This is a genomic window from Pseudomonas sp. (assembly GCF_017744435.1).
Lineage (GTDB): Bacteria > Pseudomonadota > Gammaproteobacteria > Pseudomonadales > Pseudomonadaceae > Aquipseudomonas.
This window is the reverse complement of the sequence record NZ_JAGIBG010000053.1, coordinates 1-18,390: the sequence shown is the minus strand read 5'-3', so window position 1 is coordinate 18,390 and position 18,390 is coordinate 1. Positions and strand designations below refer to the sequence as shown.

Sequence of the window (18,390 nt, the reverse complement as noted above, 5' to 3'; positions counted from 1 at the left end):
GACTATCTGGAGGTCAAACACCAAGTCCGGATGTAGCGCGACCATTGTGGGAGCCGCGCTTGCCGGCGATGGGCCGCGAAGCGGCCCCACGATCTCAAGGTTGCTGCATAAATTGCCGGGGCCGCTTCGCGGCCCATCGCCGGCAAGCGCGGCTCCCACAATGGTCGCGCTACATCCGGACTTGGTGTTTGACCTCCAGATAGTCATCCACCGCTTCTTTGAAGGTTGCAGAAAGCGTTCGACGTGATCGGGTATGAAACCCGACGATATCGCGGGTGGTGCAAAGATGCCCCACCCATAAGCGATCCTCTTTGCTGTATTTCACTATTGCTCTGTGTCCCCGATGTTCCATGCACTCTGGCTTCCTGATCGTGCGTTTTCGACGATCGCAAAGTAATGGAAGCAAGATCAGGAATGGGCTTAACGTTATGTAGGAAAAGTCCTGGATTGAGGTCTCAGTCTCAATCCAGGCGTTGCATTCAATGCTTGATCATCACATGCCGCACACAGGTGTAGTCCTCCAGCCCATACATCGACATGTCCTTCCCATACCCCGAATGCTTCTGCCCGCCATGGGGCATTTCGCTGACCAGCATGAAGTGGGTATTGACCCAGGTGCAGCCATACTGCAACCGCGCCGCCAGGCGGTGGGCGCGGCCGGTGTCGCGGGTCCAGACCGATGATGCCAGGCCATATTCGGAATCGTTGGCCCATTCCAGCGCCTGCTCCTCGGTGCTGAAGCGGGTCACCGAGACCACCGGGCCGAACACCTCGTTGCGCACGATCTCGTCATCCTGCAAGGCGTCGGCCAGCACGGTCGGTTCGAAGAAGAAGCCATCCCCCGCAATCACTTTGCCGCCCGTCACCAGGCGGATGTGCGGCTGGGCGATGGCGCGCTGGACCAGGCCGGCCACCTTGTCGCGGTGCTGGGCGCTGATCAGTGGGCCGAGCTCTGTATCTTCGGCATCCTGCACGCCGGCCTTGAGGCTGGAGACCGCCTTGCCCAGGCGTTCGACGAAGCGGTCGTAGATACCCGCCTGCACATACAGGCGGCAGGCTGCCGTGCAGTCCTGGCCTGCGTTGTAGAAGCCGAAGGTGCGGATGCCGTCGATGGCCGCGTCGATATCGGCGTCGTCGAACACCAGCACCGGCGCCTTGCCGCCCAGCTCCATGTGCATGCGTTTCACGCTGCTGGCGGTGGCGCCAATGATATGCGCCCCCGTCGGGATGGAACCGGTCAGTGACACCATGCGCACCTTGGGGTGGGTGACCAGTGGGTTGCCCACCGTCTGCCCGCGGCCGAACAGGATGTTGAGCACGCCGGGCGGCAACAGGCCCTTGGCCAGCTCGCCGAGGCGCAGGGCGGTAAGCGGGGTCAGTTCGGAGGGCTTGATGACCACGGTGTTGCCGGCTGCCAGGGCCGGGGCGACCTTCCACGCCAGCATCATCAGCGGGTAGTTCCACGGCGCGATCGAGGCCACCACGCCCAGTGGGTCGCGGCGGATCATCGAGGTATGGCCCGGCAGGTATTCTCCCGCCGCCGAACCACCGAGGCAGCGGGCGGCACCGGCGAAGTAACGGAACACGTCGGCGATGGCCGGGATTTCGTCGTTCAGGGCGGCGGCGAACGGTTTGCCGCAGTTCTGCGATTCGAGCCGGGCCAGCTCATCACCATGGGCCTCGATGGTATCGGCCAGGGCCAGCAGCGCCAGCGAGCGCTCCTTGGGGCTGGTCTGGGACCAGCTGTCGAAAGCCTGGTCGGCGGCACGCACGGCGGTATCGACCTGGGCTTCGGTGGCTTCGTTGATCTGCGCCAGGGCGCTGCCTTCGGCCGGGTTGAGCACGGTCCAGGTCGGGCCATCGCCCGCGACCAGCTTACCGTTGATCAGCATTTTGCTTTGCATGGGGACTCCTTGAGGGTCATTTGCCGCTGCCCGCAACGCTTTCGCCGCCACGGGTCAGGTAATAGGCGCCGAGGATCGGCAGCATGGTCACCAGCATCACCAGCATGGCGACCACGTTGGTCACTGGCACGTCGCGCGGGCGGCTGAGCTGGTTGAGCAGCCAGATCGGCAGGGTGCGCTCGTGGCCGGCGGTGAAGGTGGTGACGATGATTTCGTCGAATGACAGGGCGAACGCCAGCATGCCGCCGGCCAGCAGGGCCGAGCCGAGGTTGGGCAGGATGATGTAGCGGAAGGTCTGCCAGCCATCGGCGCCGAGGTCCATGGACGCCTCGATCAGGCTCTGCGAGGTGCGCCGCAGGCGGGCGATCACGTTGTTGTAGACGATCACCACGCAGAACGTGGCGTGGCCGACCACGATGGTGAACACGCCGGGCTCGATCCCCAGGCGCTTGAATGCCGAAAGCAGGGCGATGCCGGTAATGATGCCGGGCAGGGCGATTGGCAGGATCAGCATCAGCGAGATGCTCTCCTTGCCGAAGAAGCTGCGCCGGTACAGCGCCGCTGAGGCCAGGGTGCCGAGCACCAGCGCGATCAGCGTGGCCAGGCAGGCCACCTGCAACGACAGCTTGATGGCTTCGAGCACGTCGGGGCGGGCGAAGGCCACGGCGAACCAGTTGAGGGTAAAGCCCTTGGGCGGGAAGCTGAACGCCGCGTCTTCGGTATTGAAGGCGTACAGGAAGATGATCAGGATCGGGAAGTGCAGGAACAACAACCCGCCCCAGGCCGCCAGGCGCAGGCCGACAGACGCTTTTTCAGAGTGCATCGAAAGCCCCCAGGCGCTTGACGATGGACAGGTACACCGCGATCAGCACGATCGGCACCAGCGTGAACGCCGCCGCCATCGGCATGTTGCCGATCGCCCCTTGCTGGGCGTAGACCATGCTGCCGATGAAGTAGCCCGGCGGGCCGACCAGTTGCGGCACGATGAAGTCGCCCAACGTCAGCGAGAAGGTGAAGATCGAGCCGGCGGCAATGCCGGGGATCGACAGCGGCAGGATCACCTGCAGGAACGTTTGCCCAGGCTTGGCCCCCAGGTCTGCCGAAGCCTGCAGCAACGATGGCGGCAGGCGCTCCAGCGAGGCCTGGATCGGCAGGATCATGAATGGTAGCCAGATGTACACGAACACCATGAAGCGCCCCAGGTGCGAGGTCGACAGCGTGCTGCCGCCCACCCCGGGCACCGCCAGCACGGCCTGCAGCAGGACGTCCAGGTGCAGCTGCTGGACGAACCACTGGGCCACGCCGCCCTTGGCCAGCAGCAGGGTCCAGGCATAGGTCTTGACGATGTAGCTGGCCCACATCGGCATCATTACCGCGATGTAGAAGAACGCCTTGGTCTTGCCGCTGGTGTAGCGCGCCATGTAGTAGGCGATCGGGAAGGCCAGTACCGCACTGGCCAACGATACCGCCACGGCCATGGCCAGGGTGCGCAGGATGATGTCGAAGTTGGACGGGTTGAACAGCGCGGCAAAGTTGCCCAGGGTCAGCTCCGGGGTGACCGCCATGGTGAAGTCGTCGAAGGTGTAGAAACCTTGCCACAGCAAGCTGAGCAACGAGCCCAGGTAGATGGCGCCGAACCAGGTCAGCGGGGGGATCAGCAGCAGTGCCAGGTAGAGGTTGGGGCGCCGGTACAGCAGGTCGGATACGCGGCGCATGTCAGCGGGCCTCGGCCAGGACGGTTTCCTGCAGCACGGTCATCGCTTCGCGTGGCCAGCGCACCTGCACCTGCTGACCGGCCTGCCAGGGCTGCGGCTGTTCCTGCCAGCGGTCATTGGCGTGGCTCACGGCCAGTAGCTGGCCGCTGTCCAGTTGCACCTCATAGCGGGTGGCGCTGCCCTGGTACTGGATGTCGCGCAGCAGGCCGCCGACCTGGATGTCTTGCGCCTGGCCGGGCTGATCCACCAGGCGGATATGCTCGGGGCGGATGGAGAAAGGTGAGCGATTGCCGCTGAGCTGCTGCGCGAGGTCACCCCGGATGACGTTGGAGGTGCCGACGAATTCGGCGACGAACGTGGTCGCGGGCTTCATGTACAGGTTGCGTGGTGTGTCGACCTGCTCGATACGCCCACGGTTGAACACCGCCACCCGGTCCGACATCGACAGCGCTTCGGTCTGGTCGTGGGTGACGAAGATGAAGGTGATGCCCAGCTGGCGCTGCAGTTTCTTCAATTCGCCTTGCATCTGTTCGCGCAGCTTCAGGTCGAGTGCGCCCAGCGGCTCGTCGAGCAGCAGCACCCGTGGCCGGTTGACCAGGGCGCGGGCCAGGGCCACGCGCTGGCGCTGGCCGCCGGAGAGTTGCGCCGGTTTGCGTTCGCCGTAGCCGGCCAGGGCGACCATGGCCAGCGCTTCTTCGGCGCGTGCCAGGCGTTCGGCCTTGGCCACGCCCTTGACCTTGAGGCCATAGGCGATGTTGTCGCGCACGTTCATGTGCGGGAACAGCGCGTAATCCTGGAACACGGTGTTGACGTCGCGCTGGTAGGGCGGTACGCCAGCAGCCTCGACGCCATGGATGCGGATCGAGCCGCTGTTCGGTTGCTCGAAGCCGGCGATCAGGCGCAGGCAGGTGGTCTTGCCTGAGCCGGAGGGGCCGAGCATGGAGAAGAATTCGCCGTCATCGATGTCGATGCTGACCTGGTCGACGGCCTTGACCTCGCCGAAGGTGCGGGAAACCTGAGTGAACTGGACGGCTAGGGGCATGCGTGGGCTCCGAACAATATCTGTCTCCTGTTCGGGCCTCTTCGCGGGTAAACCCGCTCCCACAGGCGAGCGGTGTAACCTGTGGGAGCGGGTTTACCCGCGAAGAGGCCCGAACAGGCTATCAACCGGCTTCAGCGCCCGCCCATGATCGCAATGTAATCCTGGGTCCAGCGGCTATAGGGCACGAACTTGCCGCCCTGGGCCTGTGGGGTTTTCCAGAAGGCGATCTTGTCGAAGTTGTCGAAACCGTTGGTCTTGCACCCTTCCGCCCCCAGCAGTTCGCTACCGGTGCAGGCTGCCGGCACTGCCGGCAACGAGCCGAACCAGGCCGCGACATCGCCCTGCACCTTGGGTTGCAGCGACCAGTCCATCCACTTGTAGGCGCAGTTGGGGTGCTTGGCCTCGCTGTGCAGCATGGTGGTGTCGGCCCAGCCAGTGGCGCCTTCTTTCGGAATGGTCGAGGCCACGGGCTGGTTCTCGGCCTTCAGGCCATTGACCATGTAGCCCCACGAACTGGAGGCGACCACGCCTTCGTTCTTCACGTCGCTCATCTGCACCGTCGCGTCGTGCCAGTAACGGTGAATCAGCGGTTGCTGCTGGCGCAGCAGTTCGAGCACCGCCTTGTACTGTGCTTCGTTGAGTTCGTACGGGTCCTTGATGCCCAGTTCGGGTTTGGCCGACTTCAGGTACAACGCCGCATCGGCAATGTAGATCGGCCCGTCATACGCCTGCACGCGGCCCTTGTTCGGCTTGCCATCGGGCAGGTCCTGGGGCTCGAACACCACGTTCCAGCTGGTTGGTGCCTGCTTGAAGGTGTTGGTGTTGTACAGCAGCACGTTCGGGCCCCATTGGTATGGCGTGCCATACACCTGCTTGTCGACCACGTACCAGCCACCGTTCTGCAGGCGCGGGTCGATGTTCTTCCAGTTGGGGATCAGCGCCGTGTTGATCGGTTGTACGCGCTTGCCGACGATCAGGCGCAGCGAGGCGTCGCCGGAAGCGGTGACCAGGTCGTAGCCACCCTTGGTCATCAGGCTGACCATCTCATCGGAGGTGGCCGCAGTCTTGACGCTGACCTTGCAGCCGGTTTCCTTTTCGAAGCCCGTGACCCAGTCGTAGGCCTTGTCGCTTTCACCGCGCTCGATGTAGCCGGGCCAGGCAACGATATCCAGCCGGCCTTCGCCGGCGCCCAGGGCCTTGGGCATCTCGGCGGCCTGCAAGCCTGCGCTGGCCAGCAGCGCGCCGGTCACGGCGCCGAGCAATGCGGTCTTGTGCACTGACATGGTGTTCCCTCTTCTTGGAGATTTTGGTCGGGGCAGTCGTCAAGCAAGCAGTGAAGCGATGGTTATAAGCGTAGTCGCCTGTGCAAGTTGTTGGCGATGACGAGTCTAGTTGGCTTTTTGCCAGCTAATGCAACATCCAGAAGCAAAACGGGGCATGGGCTGTAAACGGGCAGGGCTTACTCTGGCGGCTGACTACCAACCCGTGGAGACCTGCACATGAATACCCGTGGCTTGCTCGATCAACTGTTGAAATCTGGCCAGGAGCTGCTGAACAAGCCATCCGCGCCCGGCAAACCTGCGACGGGTGCGAATGGCCTGGGCGGCCTGCTTTCCGGTGCAGGTGGTGGGTTGCTGGGTGGCGGTGCGCTGGGCTTGTTGCTGGGTAGCAAGAAGGCCCGCAAATATGGCGGCAAGGCCCTCACCTATGGCGGCCTGGCCGCACTCGGGGTGCTGGCCTACAAGGCCTATGGCAACTGGCAGGCGCGTCAGCAGGTGGCCGCGAGCGAACCGCAGACCCTCGACCGGCTGCCGCCCGCCCAGGCCGAGCAGCACAGCCAGGCGGTGCTCCGCGCATTGGTGGCGGCGGCCAAGTCCGATGGCCATATCGACCAGCGCGAACGGGCCCTGATCGAAGGCGAGTTCACCCGTCTGGACAGTGACCGCGAGCTGCAGCACTGGCTTCACGCCGAGCTGAACAAACCGCTGGACCCGGCCGAAGTCGCCCGCGCCGCGCAAACGCCGGAGATGGCTGCCGAGATGTACCTGGCCAGCGTGATGATGGTCGACCAGGAGAACTTCATGGAGCGCGCCTACCTCGACGAACTGGCCCGGCAGCTGCGCCTCGACCCAGGCCTGCGTCAGGAACTGGAGAGCCAGGTACGGCTTGCTGCAGGTCAATGAACTGGCAAATGGCCTGTCCATCAGGGATAGCGGCCTGAATACCTCGTATTTCAGCCGCAAAAGCGTAGGAAGCCTGGGCTATACTTCGGCAATTTTTCCCGCTCGTTGTGAATTCCTGAGGGCTGAATGTGAAGAACTGGACCTTGCGCCAACGGATCCTGGCAAGTTTCGCCGTGATCATCGCCATCATGCTGCTGATGATCGTAGCCGCCTACTCGCGGCTGGTGACGATCGAAAGCGCCGAGGAAGCGGTGGGGTCAGACAGCATTCCAGGGGTCTACTACAGCTCGATGATCCGCAGTGCCTGGGTCGACAGCTACGTCACCAGCCAGCAACTGGTGGGCCTGTCAAACCGCCGCGAAATCACCACGGCCGACATGGAGCTGTTCAAGAGCTTCGATGATCGCCTGAAGCAGTACATGGCCAGCTACCAGGCCACCATCCAGGACACCGACGACCAGGAACGCTTCGACACCTTCGTCAAGCTCGAGGAACAATACGTCAACGTGGTCGACCAGGTGCTTGAGGCCTACCGCCAGCACCATTACGCCGAAGCCGAGCGGCTGATCAGCGATGCGCTCACCCCGGCCTGGACCGAAGGGCGCAAGCACCTCAATCTGGTGATCGAGCACAACCGCGAGTCGGCAGACGCCGCCACCCATGAAATTGTCAGTGCCGTGAGCACCGCCAAGGGCAGCATGATGGTCTCGCTGCTGCTGGCGATCGTGGCTGCCGGTATCTGCGGCTTGCTGTTGATGCGCGCCATTACCGCACCGGTACAACGCGTGGTGCATGCCCTCGACAAACTGCGCTCGGGCGACCTGAGCATGCGCCTGAGCCTGGACCGCAAGGATGAATTCGGCGCCATCGAAAGCGGCTTCAACGAAATGGCCGAAGCCCTGGCCAACCTGGTGGCCCAGGCACAGCGCTCGTCGGTGCAGGTGACCACGTCGGTCACCGAGATTGCCGCCACCTCCAAGCAGCAGCAGGCCACCGCCACCGAAACGGCCGCCACCACCACCGAGATCGGCGCCACCTCGCGTGAAATCGCCGCCACCTCGCGTGACCTGGTACGCACCATGACCGAGGTCACCTCCGCCGCCGATCAGGCTTCGAGCCTGGCCGGCTCCGGCCAGCAGGGCCTGGCGCGCATGGAAGAGACCATGCACCAGGTGATGGGCGCCGCCGACCTGGTCAACGCCAAGCTGGGGATCCTCAACGAAAAGGCCAGCAACATCACGCAGATGGTGGTGACCATCGTCAAGGTGGCCGACCAGACCAACCTGCTCTCGCTCAATGCCGCCATCGAGGCGGAGAAGGCCGGCGAATATGGCCGCGGTTTTGCCGTGGTCGCCACCGAGGTGCGACGCCTGGCCGACCAGACCGCCGTGGCCACCTACGACATCGAGCAGATGGTGCGCGAGATCCAGTCGGCGGTGTCGGCCGGGGTCATGGGCATGGACAAGTTCTCCGAAGAAGTGCGCCGCGGCATGTTCGAGGTGCAGCAGGTGGGCGAGCAGTTGAGCCAGATCATTCACCAGGTCCAGGCCCTGGCACCGCGGGTGCTGATGGTCAACGAGGGCATGCAGGCCCAGGCCACCGGTGCCGAGCAGATCAACCAGGCGCTGGCCCAGCTCAGCGATGCCAGCACCCAGACGGTGGAGTCGCTGCGCCAGGCTAGCTTCGCCATCGATGAGTTGAGCCAGGTGGCGGCCGGCCTGCGCGGTGGTGTATCGCGCTTCAAAGTCTGATCACCATGACCGACCTGCATTCCTACCCGGCAGCGGTGGCCAGCACCAAGGGCACGTTGTACCTGCAGTTTCGCCTCAACCAGCAGCGCTTTGCCCTGGACGTGCGCGAAGTGGTCGAGGTGCTGCCACGGCGGCCGCTCAAGCCGATTGCCCAGGCGCCGGCCTGGGTGGCCGGCATCCTCGCGCATCGCGGTGTCCTGGTGCCGGTGGTCGACCTGAGCGCGCTGAGCTTTGCCCAGCCGGCCGCCGAACGCGCCAGCACGCGCCTGGTGCTGGTGCGTTACCGTCACGACCAGGTGCTGGGGCTGATCCTCGAGCAAGCCACCGAAACCCTGCGCTGCATGCCGGACGAGTTCCAGCCCTATGGCCTGGACAACGGCGAAGCGCCTTACCTGGGCCCGGTCCGCCAGGACGCCCAGGGCCTGCTGCAACGGATCGAGGTGGATGACCTGCTGCCAGAGAGCGTCCGCGAACTGCTGTTCCCGCACCCACCAGGGCAGGTGGCGCCATGAGCGAGCAACGTTTCTTCCGCTACCTGCAGGAACGTATCGGCCTGGATGTCGAGTCGGTTGGCGTGCCGATGGTGGAGCGGGCCCTGCGCCAGCGCTGTGTCGCATTGAATGCCGCCGATCTGGACGACTACTGGGTGCGTCTGCAGCAATCGCCGGATGAGCAACTGGCGCTGATCGAGGCCGTGATCGTTCCGGAAACCTGGTTTTTCCGCTACCCGGAGTCGTTCACCGCGCTGGTCGGCCTGGCCCAGAAGCGCCTGGCCGAGCTGGCCGGAAAGCGGCCGTTGCGCCTGCTCAGCTTGCCGTGCTCCACCGGCGAGGAGCCTTACTCGCTGGCCATGGCCTTGCTCGATGCGGGTATCAACCCGGCCGATTTCCGCATCGACGGCATCGATATCAGCCCTAGCTCGGTGGCCAAGGGCATACAGGGCGTTTACGGGCGCAACTCGTTCCGCGGCGCCGAGCTTGGGTTTCGCGAGCGGTACTTCCGTGAAGGTGAGGACGGCCACACGCTGGGTGAGCGGGTACGCCAGTCGGTGAACCTGGAAGTGGGCAATGTGCTCGACCCGGCGCTGGCCGCCCGCAACGGCCTGTACGATTTCGTGTTCTGCCGCAACCTGCTGATCTATTTCGATGTACCGACCCAGCAGCGAGTGTTCGAGGTGCTCAAGCGCCTGGCACAGCCGCAGGGCGTGCTGTTCATCGGCCCCGCCGAAGGCAGCCTGCTGGCGCGGTTGGGCATGCGGCCGCTGGGCATTGCCCAGTCGTTTGCCTACGTTCGCCAACCCGCCGATATGCCGGCTGTGCCCGTTCTGCCCCCACGGCAGTTGCCCACTATGGTGGCTTCGGGCCGTCCGCGGCCGGCCTCTGTGCCACCTGCGCGGCCCTTGCGTGTGGTGCCACCTGTCGCCCCGGCAGCCGAACCGCGGGAAAGCGAAAGCGAGTTGCTGGCCAGCATCGCGCGCCAGGCCAATGCCGGCGACAGTGCCCAGGCCCGTGCCAGTTGCCAGCGCTACCTGCGCCAGTTCGCGCCCAAGGCCCAGGTCTACTACTGGCTGGGGCTGCTGAGCGACACGGAAGGTGATGCTCAGCAGGCACTGAGCCTTTACCGCAAGGCACTGTATCTGGAGCCTCAGCATCCTGAGGCATTGTTGCACCTGGCCACGTTGCTGGCGGCCCAAGGCGACGAAGCCGGTGCACGCCGCCTGCAGGAACGCGCGGCACGGGTTGGCCGGGAGTCTGAACGATGAAAGCCGAACACACGATCCAGCTGTTGGCCAATGACGATGAGCGTATCGACGACTGCTGGAACCGTATTGGTGTACACGGCAGCAAGGACTGCCCGTTGCTGGAGCGGCATATCCATTGTCGCAACTGCGAAGTCTACGCTGCGGCGGCCACGCGCCTGCTCGACCGCTACGCGCTGATCGAAGCGGACCTGGCGCACGAAACCGCCCCCGTCGAAACCTCGGCCGGGCGTTCGCTGCTGCTGTTCCGCCTGGGCGAGGAGTGGCTGGCCCTGGCCACTGCCTGCCTGGCCGAGATCGCCCCGCTGCAACCGGTGCATTCGTTGCCGCATCAGCGCTCCCGGGTTCTGCAAGGAGTCGCCAACGTGCGCGGGGCGCTGGTGCCGTGCCTGTCGCTGGGTGACCTGCTGGGCGTGGAGCGTTTGTCCGAGCAGGCGCGCAGCGGTCGGGCGATGCCGCGCATGCTGATCCTGGCGGCGTCGGGCGGGCCAGTGGTCATGGCGGTGGACGAGATCGATGGCATTCACCGCCTCGATGCCTCATTGCAGGGTGCCAGCGAGGACGCCGCACCGTTCACCGCTGCGGTCTTGCAGTGGCGGGGGCGCAGTGTGCGGGTGCTGGACGATCAACACTTACTGTCTGCCGTGCAGCGGAGCCTGTCATGACCCCAGAGCAAATGCGCGATGCATCGCTGCTCGAACTGTTCAGCCTGGAGGCCGAGGCGCAGACCCAGGTGCTCAGCACCGGGCTGATGGCACTGGAGCGTAACCCGACCCAGGCCGACCAGCTGGAAGCCTGCATGCGTGCGGCACATTCGTTGAAAGGTGCGGCGCGCATCGTCGGTATCGATGCCGGGGTCAGTGTCGCCCATGTCATGGAAGACTGCCTGGTGGCGGCCCAGGAAGGCCGGCTGCTGTTGCGCGCCGATCACATCGATGCATTGCTGCGCGGCACCGACTTGCTGATGCACATCGCCACGCCCGGCGACCCGAACGGCGAGGCACTGGTGCCAGCGTTCCTGCTGCAGATGGCCAGCCTGCTCGACCCCGCCGCCACACCCGTACCGCCCGCTGTCGCGCCCGTACCGGCAGAGGTTGCCCTCGAACCAGTGTTGCCCGTGGTCCCGCAAGCCCAGCCTGAGCCAGTGGCGCCGGCCGTTGAAGCCGAAGTTGAACCTGCCGCGCCACGCAAGGCCGGCAAGCGCGCGGGCGAGGGCGGTGAGCGGGTCTTGCGGGTGACCGCCGACCGCCTGAACAGCCTGCTCGACCTGTCGAGCAAGTCGTTGGTCGAGACCCAGCGCCTCAAGCCCTACCTGGCCACCTTGCAGCGTCTCAAGCGCATGCATGGCCAGGGCATGCGGGCCCTCGACGGCCTGAAGACCCAGCTCGAAGACAGTGGCCAGAGCCTCGAAGTGCTGGATGCCCTGGCCCAGACCCAACGCCTGCTGCTGGAAACCCAGCAGATCCTGCAGCAGCAGGCCGCCGACCTCGACGAGTTCGGCTGGCAGGCCAGCCAGCGGGCCCAGTTGCTGTATGACACGGCACTGGCTTGCCGCATGCGCCCGTTTGCCGACGTGCTCACCGGCCAGAGCCGCATGGTTCGTGACCTCGGGCGTTCGCTGGGCAAGCAGGTGCAGCTGCAGGTCGAAGGCGAAAAGACCCAGGTCGATCGCGATGTGCTGGAAAAGCTCGAAGCGCCGTTGACTCACTTGCTGCGCAATGCTGTCGACCATGGCATCGAACTGCCCGAGCGGCGTCTGCTGGCGGGCAAGCCGGAGGAAGGCACGATCCGCCTGCGCGCCTCGCACCAGGCCGGGCTGCTGATGCTTGAGCTGAGCGATGACGGCGCTGGCATCGACCTTGAGCGCCTCAAACGCAACATCGTCGAGCGCGGCCTGTCGCCGGCCGACACCGTGTCGCAGATGAGCGAGGCCGAGCTGCTGACCTTCCTGTTCCTGCCGGGCTTCAGCCTGCGCGACAAGGTCACCGAAGTGTCGGGCCGCGGTGTTGGCCTGGATGCGGTGCAGCACATGGTCCGCGACCTGCGCGGTTCGATCGAGTTGACCCAGGTGCCTGGCCAGGGCTGCCGTTTCCACCTGGAGGTGCCGCTGACCCTGTCGGTGGTGCGCAGCCTGGTGGTGGAAGTGGGCGGTGAGGCGTATGCGTTCCCGCTGGCGCATATCGAACGCACCCTCGAGGTGGCGGCCGATGACATCGTGCAGATCGAGGGCCGCCAGCACTTCTGGCACGAAGGCCGGCATATTGGCCTGGTGGCTGCCAGCCAGTTGCTCAACCGGCCGGCAGGGCAGGGTGAAGCCAACAGCCTGCGGGTGGTGGTGATCCGTGAGCGTGAGCAGCTGTACGGGGTGGCCGTGGAGCGCCTGGTCGGTGAGCGGGTGCTGGTGGTGATGCCGCTCGACCCGCGTCTGGGCAAGGTCCAGGACATCTCCGCAGGGGCCCTGCTGGACGATGGCTCGGTGGTGCTGATCATCGATGTCGAAGACTTGCTGCGCTCGGTCGAGAAGCTGCTCAGCACCGGCCGCCTGGAGCGAATCGAGCGCGGTACGCAAGGGGCGCGAGGGGCGAGCCGCAAGCGCGTCCTGGTGGTCGACGACTCGCTCACCGTGCGCGAACTGCAACGCAAGCTGCTGAGCAACCGTGGCTACGACGTCGCGGTGGCGGTGGACGGCATGGACGGCTGGAACGCCCTGCGCAGCGAGGACTTCGACCTGCTGATCACCGACATCGACATGCCGCGCATGGACGGCATCGAGCTGGTCACCCTGGTGCGCCGCGACCAACGGTTGCAGTCGCTGCCGGTGATGGTGGTGTCGTACAAGGACCGTGAAGAAGATCGCCGACGTGGCCTGGACGCTGGAGCCGACTACTATTTGGCAAAGGCCAGCTTCCACGATGATGCGTTGCTGGATGCCGTGGTGGAACTGATCGGAGGTGCTCAGGGATGAAGGTCGCCATCGTCAATGATATGCCCATGGCAGTAGAGGCGTTGCGCCGGGCCCTGGCCTTCGAGCCCGCGCACCAGGTGGTCTGGGTGGCCAGCAATGGCGCCGAAGCCGTACGCAAGTGCGCCGAGGATACCCCCGACCTGATTCTCATGGACCTGATCATGCCGGTGATGGATGGCGTCGAGGCGACCCGGCAGATCATGGCCGAAACGCCTTGTGCCATCGTCATCGTCACGGTCGACCGCAAGCAGAATGTGCACCGGGTGTTCGAGGCCATGGGCCATGGCGCCCTGGATGTCGTCGACACCCCTGCGCTGGGCGCGGGTGACGCACGTGAAGCCGCGGCGCCGCTGCTGCGCAAGATCCTCAACATCGGTTGGCTGATCGGCCAGCAGCGGCCAGGTGCGAGCAAGGCGCTCGCCGCCCCCCTGCGCGAGGCCTCCCAGCGCAGCGGCCTGGTGGCCATTGGCTCGTCCGCTGGTGGCCCTGCCGCGCTCGAAGTGCTGCTCAAAGGCCTGCCGCGCGGCTTTCCGGCTTCGATCGTGCTGGTCCAGCATGTTGACCAGGTGTTTGCCGCCGGCATGGCCGAGTGGCTCGCCAGCGCCTGCGGCTTGCCGGTGCGCCTGGCCCGCGAAGGCGAGCCGCCACAACCCGGGCAGGTGCTGCTGGCCGGCACCAATCACCATATCCGCCTGCTACAGGGTGGCCAGTTGGCCTACACTGCCGAACCTGTAAACGAAATCTACCGGCCCTCGATCGACGTGTTCTTCGAGAGTGTGGCGCGTTACTGGAACGGCGATGCGGTGGGCGTGCTGCTCACCGGCATGGGGCGCGATGGCGCCCAGGGCTTGAAACTGATGCGCCAGCAGGGCTTTCTGACGATTGCCCAGGACCAGTCCAGCAGTGCGGTGTACGGCATGCCCAAGGCCGCTGCGGCTATCGATGCAGCGGTAGAAATCCGCCCGCTTGAGCGAATTGCCGGGCGCTTGATGGAAATCTTTGCAAAATGACGACATGTATAGAATCGCGCCGCATGGACGGCCGTGATCAGGTGAATTCTAATGACTGATCTACCGATCGAAGGCTTCGCGACGCCCAACGAGAATTCGGCAATGGTCCTGCTGGTCGATGACCAGGCGATGATCGGCGAAGCGGTGCGACGTGGCCTGGCCCACGAAGAGAACATCGACTTCCACTTCTGTGCCGACCCGCACCAGGCGGTGGCCCAGGCCATGCGCATCAAGCCTACGGTGATCCTCCAGGACCTGATCATGCCCGGCCTGGACGGCCTGACCCTGGTGCGCGAGTACCGCAACAACCCGGCCACCCAGGACATCCCGATCATCGTCCTGTCGACCAAGGAAGACCCGCTGGTCAAGAGCGCGGCCTTCGCCGCCGGGGCCAACGATTACCTGGTCAAGCTGCCGGACACCATCGAGCTGGTGGCGCGCATCCGCTACCACTCGCGCTCGTACCTGACCCTGCTGCAGCGCGACGAGGCCTACCGCGCCCTGCGCGTGAGCCAGCAGCAGCTGCTCGACACCAACCTGATGCTGCAGCGCCTGATGAACTCCGATGGCCTCACCGGCCTGTCCAATCGCCGTCACTTCGACGAATACCTGGAACTGGAATGGCGCCGGGCCATGCGTGAGCAGCAGCAACTGTCGCTGCTGATGATCGATGTCGACTACTTCAAGGTGTTCAACGACAGCTTCGGCCACCTGGCCGGCGACGAGGCACTGCGTCAGGTCGCCGAGGCCATTCGCGGTTCCTGCTCGCGGCCGACCGACCTGCCGGCGCGCTACGGCGGCGAGGAGTTCGCCCTGGTACTGCCCAACACCTCGCCCGGCGGCGCACGACTGGTCGCAGAAAAGCTGCGCCAGACCGTGCTCGGCCTGAACATCGCGCACAACGCGCCGACCGCAGACTCGTATCTGACCGTGAGCATCGGCCTGGCGACCCAGACGCCAGCCGTCGGCAGCCACTGCCGGCAGCTGATTTCGGCAGCGGACAAGGGGCTGTACCTGGCCAAGAACAACGGGCGCAACCAGGTGGGTATCGCCTGAGGCCGATGCGGCTGCCCAACGGGCTGCCGCCGCTCTTTGGATGGGTTATACTCGCGGGCTTTTCACCGAATTCGCACGAGAGCTGCCCGCCCATGGAAATCCAACCGATTCTGAACACCATCAAGGACCTCACCGAGCGTTCCCTGTCCATTCGGGGGTATCTTTGACTACGATCACAAGCATGACCGCCTGATCGAAGTCAACCGCGAGCTGGAAGACGCTGCCGTCTGGAACAAGCCCGAGTACGCCCAGGCCCTGGGCCGCGAGCGTGCCATGCTGGCGCAGGTCGTCGAGACCCTGGACAAGATGGCCAACGGCCTTGCCGACTGCAAGGACCTGCTCGACATGGCCGTCGAGGAAGGTGACGAAGGCGCTGTCAGCGATGTCGAGACCGAGCTGCAGGCCCTGGAAGAATCCCTGGCCCAGCTTGAGTTCCGTCGCATGTTCAGCGGCGAGATGGACATGAACAACGCCTACCTGGACATCCAGGCCGGCTCCGGCGGCACCGAGGCCCAGGACTGGGCCAACATCCTGCTGCGCATGTACCTGCGCTGGGCCGACAAGCGTGGCTTCGACGCCACCATCATCGAGCTGTCCGAAGGTGAAGTCGCCGGCATCAAGGGCGCCACCGTGCACATCAAGGGCGAGTACGCCTTCGGCTGGCTGCGCACCGAGATCGGCGTGCACCGCCTGGTGCGCAAGAGCCCGTTCGATTCCGGCGCGCGTCGCCACACCTCGTTCTCGGCGGTGTTCGTGTCCCCCGAGATCGACGACAAGGTCGAGATCGAGATCAACCCGTCCGATCTGCGCATCGACACCTACCGCTCCTCCGGTGCCGGTGGTCAGCACGTGAACACCACCGACTCGGCGGTGCGTATCACCCACGTACCGACCAACACCGTGGTGGCCTGCCAGAACGAGCGCTCCCAGCACGCCAACAAGGACACCGCCATGAAAATGCTGCGGGCCAAGTTGTACGAGCTGGAAATGCAGAAGCGCAACGCCGCCTCGCAGGCGCTGGAAGACAGCAAGTCGGACATCGGCTGGGGCCACCAGATCCGTTCCTACGTGCTGGATGACTCGCGCATCAAGGACCTGCGGACCGGCGTCGAGCGCAGCGACTGCAACAAGGTGCTGGACGGCGACATCGACCAGTACCTGGAAGCGAGCCTCAAGCAGGGCCTGTAAGCCGCACACCACCGCCGCGCTACCTGGCCATCCGCCGGTAGCGCGTGCCCTGCCCGGAACGGGCAACGAATACCTGATGGAAAGAATGACGACATGAGCGACCTCAAGACCGAATCGCAAGACCTGCAACAGGAAGAAAACGCCCTGATCGCCCTGCGCAAGGAAAAACTTGCCGCCGAGCGTGCCAAGGGCAATGCCTTCCCCAACGACTTCCGTCGCGACAGCTACTGCAACGACCTGCAGAAACAGTACGCGGACAAGACCAAGGAAGAACTGGAAGCAGCCGCGATCCCGGTCAAGGTTGCCGGCCGCATCATGCTCAACCGTGGCTCGTTCATGGTCATCCAGGACATGACTGGCCGTATCCAGGTCTACGTCAACCGCAAGACCCTGCCGGAAGAAACCCTGGCCGCGGTCAAGACCTGGGACCTGGGCGACATCATCAGCGCCGAAGGCACCCTGGCCCGTTCCGGCAAGGGCGACCTGTACGTCGAGATGACCAACGTGCGCCTGCTGACCAAGTCGCTGCGCCCGCTGCCGGACAAGCACCACGGCCTGACCGACACCGAGCAGCGCTACCGCCAGCGCTACGTCGACCTGATGGTCAACGAAGAGACCCGCCACACCTTCCGTGTGCGTTCGCAGGTGATCTCGCACATCCGCAAGTTCCTCATCGAGCGCGACTTCCTCGAAGTCGAGACACCGATGCTGCAAACCATCCCTGGCGGCGCTGCGGCCAAGCCGTTCGAAACCCACCACAACGCCCTGGACATGGCCATGTTCCTGCGTATCGCGCCGGAGCTGTACCTCAAGCGCCTGGTGGTCGGTGGCTTTGAAAAAGTGTTCGAGATCAACCGCAACTTCCGTAACGAAGGCGTTTCGACTCGTCACAACCCTGAATTCACCATGCTCGAGTTCTACCAGGCCTACGCCGACTACCGCGACAACATGGACCTCACCGAGGAACTGTTCCGCGAGCTGGCGCTGCTGGTACTGGGCACCACCGACGTACCGTACGGCGACAAGGTGTTCCACTTCGGCGAGCCGTTCGCCCGCCTGTCGGTATTCGACTCGATCCTCAAGTACAACCCGGAGCTGACCGCTGCCGACCTGCAGGACGTCGACCGTGCCCGCGAGATCGCCAAGAAGGCCGGTGCCAAGGTGCTGGGCCACGAAGGCCTGGGCAAGCTGCAGGTGATGATTTTCGAAGAGCTGGTCGAGCACAAGCTGGAACAGCCGCACTTCATCACCGAGTACCCGTTCGAAGTGTCGCCGCTGGCCCGTCGCAACGACGACAACCCGGCCGTGACCGACCGTTTCGAACTGTTCATCGGTGGCCGCGAGATCGCCAACGCCTACTCCGAGCTCAACGATGCCGAAGACCAGGCCGAGCGCTTCCTGGCCCAGGTGGCCGAGAAGGACGCCGGTGACGACGAAGCCATGCACTACGACGCCGACTTCGTTCGCGCCCTGGAGTACGGCATGCCGCCGACTGCCGGTGAAGGTATCGGCATCGACCGCCTGGTGATGCTGCTGACCAACTCGCCGTCGATTCGCGACGTGATCCTGTTCCCGCACATGCGCCCACAGGCCTGAGTGAACTGAACAAGCCGCCTTTCGGGGCGGCTTTTTCTTGCCTGTACACTTGTATTGGCTGTACCGGCCTCTTCGCGGCTAAAGCCGCTCCCACAGGTACTGCACAGATTCTGAGAGCTGCGCAATCCCTGTGGGAGCGGCTTTAGCCGCGAAGAGGCCGGTACAGCCAATACAAGTGTACAGGCAAGAAAAAGCCGCCCCGAAAGGCGGCTTGTTCAGTT

Annotated in this window: 15 protein-coding genes; 10 read left to right on the top strand and 5 right to left on the bottom strand. The window is 64.6% G+C overall.

Annotated elements, in window-relative coordinates; all coding sequences use genetic code 11:
• Positions 1-479: 479 nt before the first annotated feature.
• The 5 genes from J7573_RS24905 to ydcS all read right to left on the bottom strand — a co-directional run bounded on the left by J7573_RS24905 (position 480) and on the right by ydcS (position 5,944).
• A complete protein-coding gene (locus J7573_RS24905) occupies positions 480-1,904 on the bottom strand; it encodes a gamma-aminobutyraldehyde dehydrogenase (RefSeq protein WP_294341075.1) in 1,425 nt (474 codons plus the stop codon).
• Between the two features lie 16 nt (positions 1,905-1,920).
• On the bottom strand, positions 1,921-2,727 hold the full coding sequence (locus tag J7573_RS24900; protein ID WP_294341074.1) for an ABC transporter permease: 807 nt from the start codon (positions 2,725-2,727) through the stop codon (positions 1,921-1,923).
• A complete protein-coding gene (locus J7573_RS24895; protein ID WP_294341073.1) occupies positions 2,717-3,619 on the bottom strand; it encodes an ABC transporter permease in 903 nt (300 codons plus the stop codon). The genes J7573_RS24900 and J7573_RS24895 overlap by 11 nt, the downstream gene beginning before the upstream one ends.
• A 1-nt stretch (position 3,620) precedes the next feature.
• Positions 3,621-4,661: an ABC transporter ATP-binding protein gene (locus tag J7573_RS24890; protein WP_294341072.1), complete on the bottom strand. Its 1,041-nt coding sequence runs from the start codon at positions 4,659-4,661 to the stop codon at positions 3,621-3,623.
• A gap of 131 nt (positions 4,662-4,792) precedes the next feature.
• The gene (gene ydcS, locus J7573_RS24885; RefSeq protein WP_294341071.1) at positions 4,793-5,944 is read right to left on the bottom strand and encodes a putative ABC transporter substrate-binding protein YdcS; all 1,152 of its coding nucleotides are present in this window, start codon (positions 5,942-5,944) and stop codon (positions 4,793-4,795) included.
• A gap of 216 nt (positions 5,945-6,160) precedes the next feature.
• Between ydcS and J7573_RS24880 the strand changes: the two genes are divergently transcribed.
• The 10 genes from J7573_RS24880 to lysS all read left to right on the top strand — a co-directional run bounded on the left by J7573_RS24880 (position 6,161) and on the right by lysS (position 18,169).
• Positions 6,161-6,844 carry a tellurite resistance TerB family protein gene (locus J7573_RS24880; protein WP_294341070.1) on the top strand — a complete coding sequence of 228 codons (684 nt, stop codon included), beginning with the start codon at positions 6,161-6,163 and terminating at the stop codon, positions 6,842-6,844.
• Between the two features lie 128 nt (positions 6,845-6,972).
• The gene (locus tag J7573_RS24875; RefSeq protein WP_294341069.1) at positions 6,973-8,595 is read left to right on the top strand and encodes a methyl-accepting chemotaxis protein; all 1,623 of its coding nucleotides are present in this window, start codon (positions 6,973-6,975) and stop codon (positions 8,593-8,595) included.
• A gap of 5 nt (positions 8,596-8,600) precedes the next feature.
• Entirely contained in the window at positions 8,601-9,107 is a 507-nt protein-coding gene (locus J7573_RS24870) for a chemotaxis protein CheW (protein WP_294341067.1), read from the top strand.
• Entirely contained in the window at positions 9,104-10,357 is a 1,254-nt protein-coding gene (locus J7573_RS24865) for a CheR family methyltransferase (protein ID WP_294341065.1), read from the top strand. Before J7573_RS24870 ends, J7573_RS24865 begins: the two co-directional genes overlap by 4 nt.
• On the top strand, positions 10,354-11,019 hold the full coding sequence (locus tag J7573_RS24860) for a chemotaxis protein CheW (protein WP_294341063.1): 666 nt from the start codon (positions 10,354-10,356) through the stop codon (positions 11,017-11,019). Before J7573_RS24865 ends, J7573_RS24860 begins: the two co-directional genes overlap by 4 nt.
• Positions 11,016-13,319 (top strand): hybrid sensor histidine kinase/response regulator, encoded by a 2,304-nt coding sequence (locus J7573_RS24855; RefSeq protein ID WP_294341061.1) that lies wholly within the window; start codon positions 11,016-11,018, stop codon positions 13,317-13,319. Before J7573_RS24860 ends, J7573_RS24855 begins: the two co-directional genes overlap by 4 nt.
• Positions 13,316-14,329, top strand: coding sequence for a chemotaxis response regulator protein-glutamate methylesterase (locus J7573_RS24850; RefSeq protein ID WP_294341059.1), 1,014 nt, complete (start codon positions 13,316-13,318; stop codon positions 14,327-14,329). The genes J7573_RS24855 and J7573_RS24850 overlap by 4 nt, the downstream gene beginning before the upstream one ends.
• A 51-nt stretch (positions 14,330-14,380) precedes the next feature.
• On the top strand, positions 14,381-15,385 hold the full coding sequence (gene wspR, locus J7573_RS24845) for a Wsp signal transduction system regulator diguanylate cyclase WspR (protein WP_294341058.1): 1,005 nt from the start codon (positions 14,381-14,383) through the stop codon (positions 15,383-15,385).
• Positions 15,386-15,477: 92 nt separating this feature from the next.
• Positions 15,478-16,573, top strand: a protein-coding gene (gene prfB / locus J7573_RS24840) for a peptide chain release factor 2 (RefSeq protein ID WP_103445435.1) whose coding sequence is annotated in 2 segments (ribosomal slippage) — positions 15,478-15,549 and positions 15,551-16,573 — 1,095 coding nt in all. Because the reading frame shifts where the segments join, the coding sequence is not laid out codon by codon here.
• Positions 16,574-16,666: 93 nt separating this feature from the next.
• Positions 16,667-18,169: a lysine--tRNA ligase gene (gene lysS, locus J7573_RS24835; RefSeq protein WP_294341055.1), complete on the top strand. Its 1,503-nt coding sequence runs from the start codon at positions 16,667-16,669 to the stop codon at positions 18,167-18,169.
• The last annotated feature ends 221 nt before the right edge of the window (positions 18,170-18,390 follow it).

Excerpts from the sequence above, each read along its gene's own strand:
- J7573_RS24865 (WP_294341065.1), top strand. The coding sequence starts at position 9,104 with ATGAGCGAGCAACGTTTCTTCCGCTACCTGCAGGAACGTATCGGCCTG.
- J7573_RS24855 (WP_294341061.1), top strand. The coding sequence starts at position 11,016 with ATGACCCCAGAGCAAATGCGCGATGCATCGCTGCTCGAACTGTTCAGC.
- J7573_RS24905 (WP_294341075.1), bottom strand. The coding sequence starts at position 1,904 with ATGCAAAGCAAAATGCTGATCAACGGTAAGCTGGTCGCGGGCGATGGC.
- J7573_RS24890 (WP_294341072.1), bottom strand. The coding sequence starts at position 4,661 with ATGCCCCTAGCCGTCCAGTTCACTCAGGTTTCCCGCACCTTCGGCGAG.
- J7573_RS24860 (WP_294341063.1), top strand. The coding sequence starts at position 10,354 with ATGAAAGCCGAACACACGATCCAGCTGTTGGCCAATGACGATGAGCGT.
- J7573_RS24880 (WP_294341070.1), top strand. The coding sequence starts at position 6,161 with ATGAATACCCGTGGCTTGCTCGATCAACTGTTGAAATCTGGCCAGGAG.
- ydcS (WP_294341071.1), bottom strand. The coding sequence starts at position 5,944 with ATGTCAGTGCACAAGACCGCATTGCTCGGCGCCGTGACCGGCGCGCTG.
- J7573_RS24900 (WP_294341074.1), bottom strand. The coding sequence starts at position 2,727 with ATGCACTCTGAAAAAGCGTCTGTCGGCCTGCGCCTGGCGGCCTGGGGC.
- J7573_RS24870 (WP_294341067.1), top strand. The coding sequence starts at position 8,601 with ATGACCGACCTGCATTCCTACCCGGCAGCGGTGGCCAGCACCAAGGGC.
- lysS (WP_294341055.1), top strand. The coding sequence starts at position 16,667 with ATGAGCGACCTCAAGACCGAATCGCAAGACCTGCAACAGGAAGAAAAC.
- wspR (WP_294341058.1), top strand. The coding sequence starts at position 14,381 with ATGACTGATCTACCGATCGAAGGCTTCGCGACGCCCAACGAGAATTCG.
- J7573_RS24850 (WP_294341059.1), top strand. The coding sequence starts at position 13,316 with ATGAAGGTCGCCATCGTCAATGATATGCCCATGGCAGTAGAGGCGTTG.
- J7573_RS24895 (WP_294341073.1), bottom strand. The coding sequence starts at position 3,619 with ATGCGCCGCGTATCCGACCTGCTGTACCGGCGCCCCAACCTCTACCTG.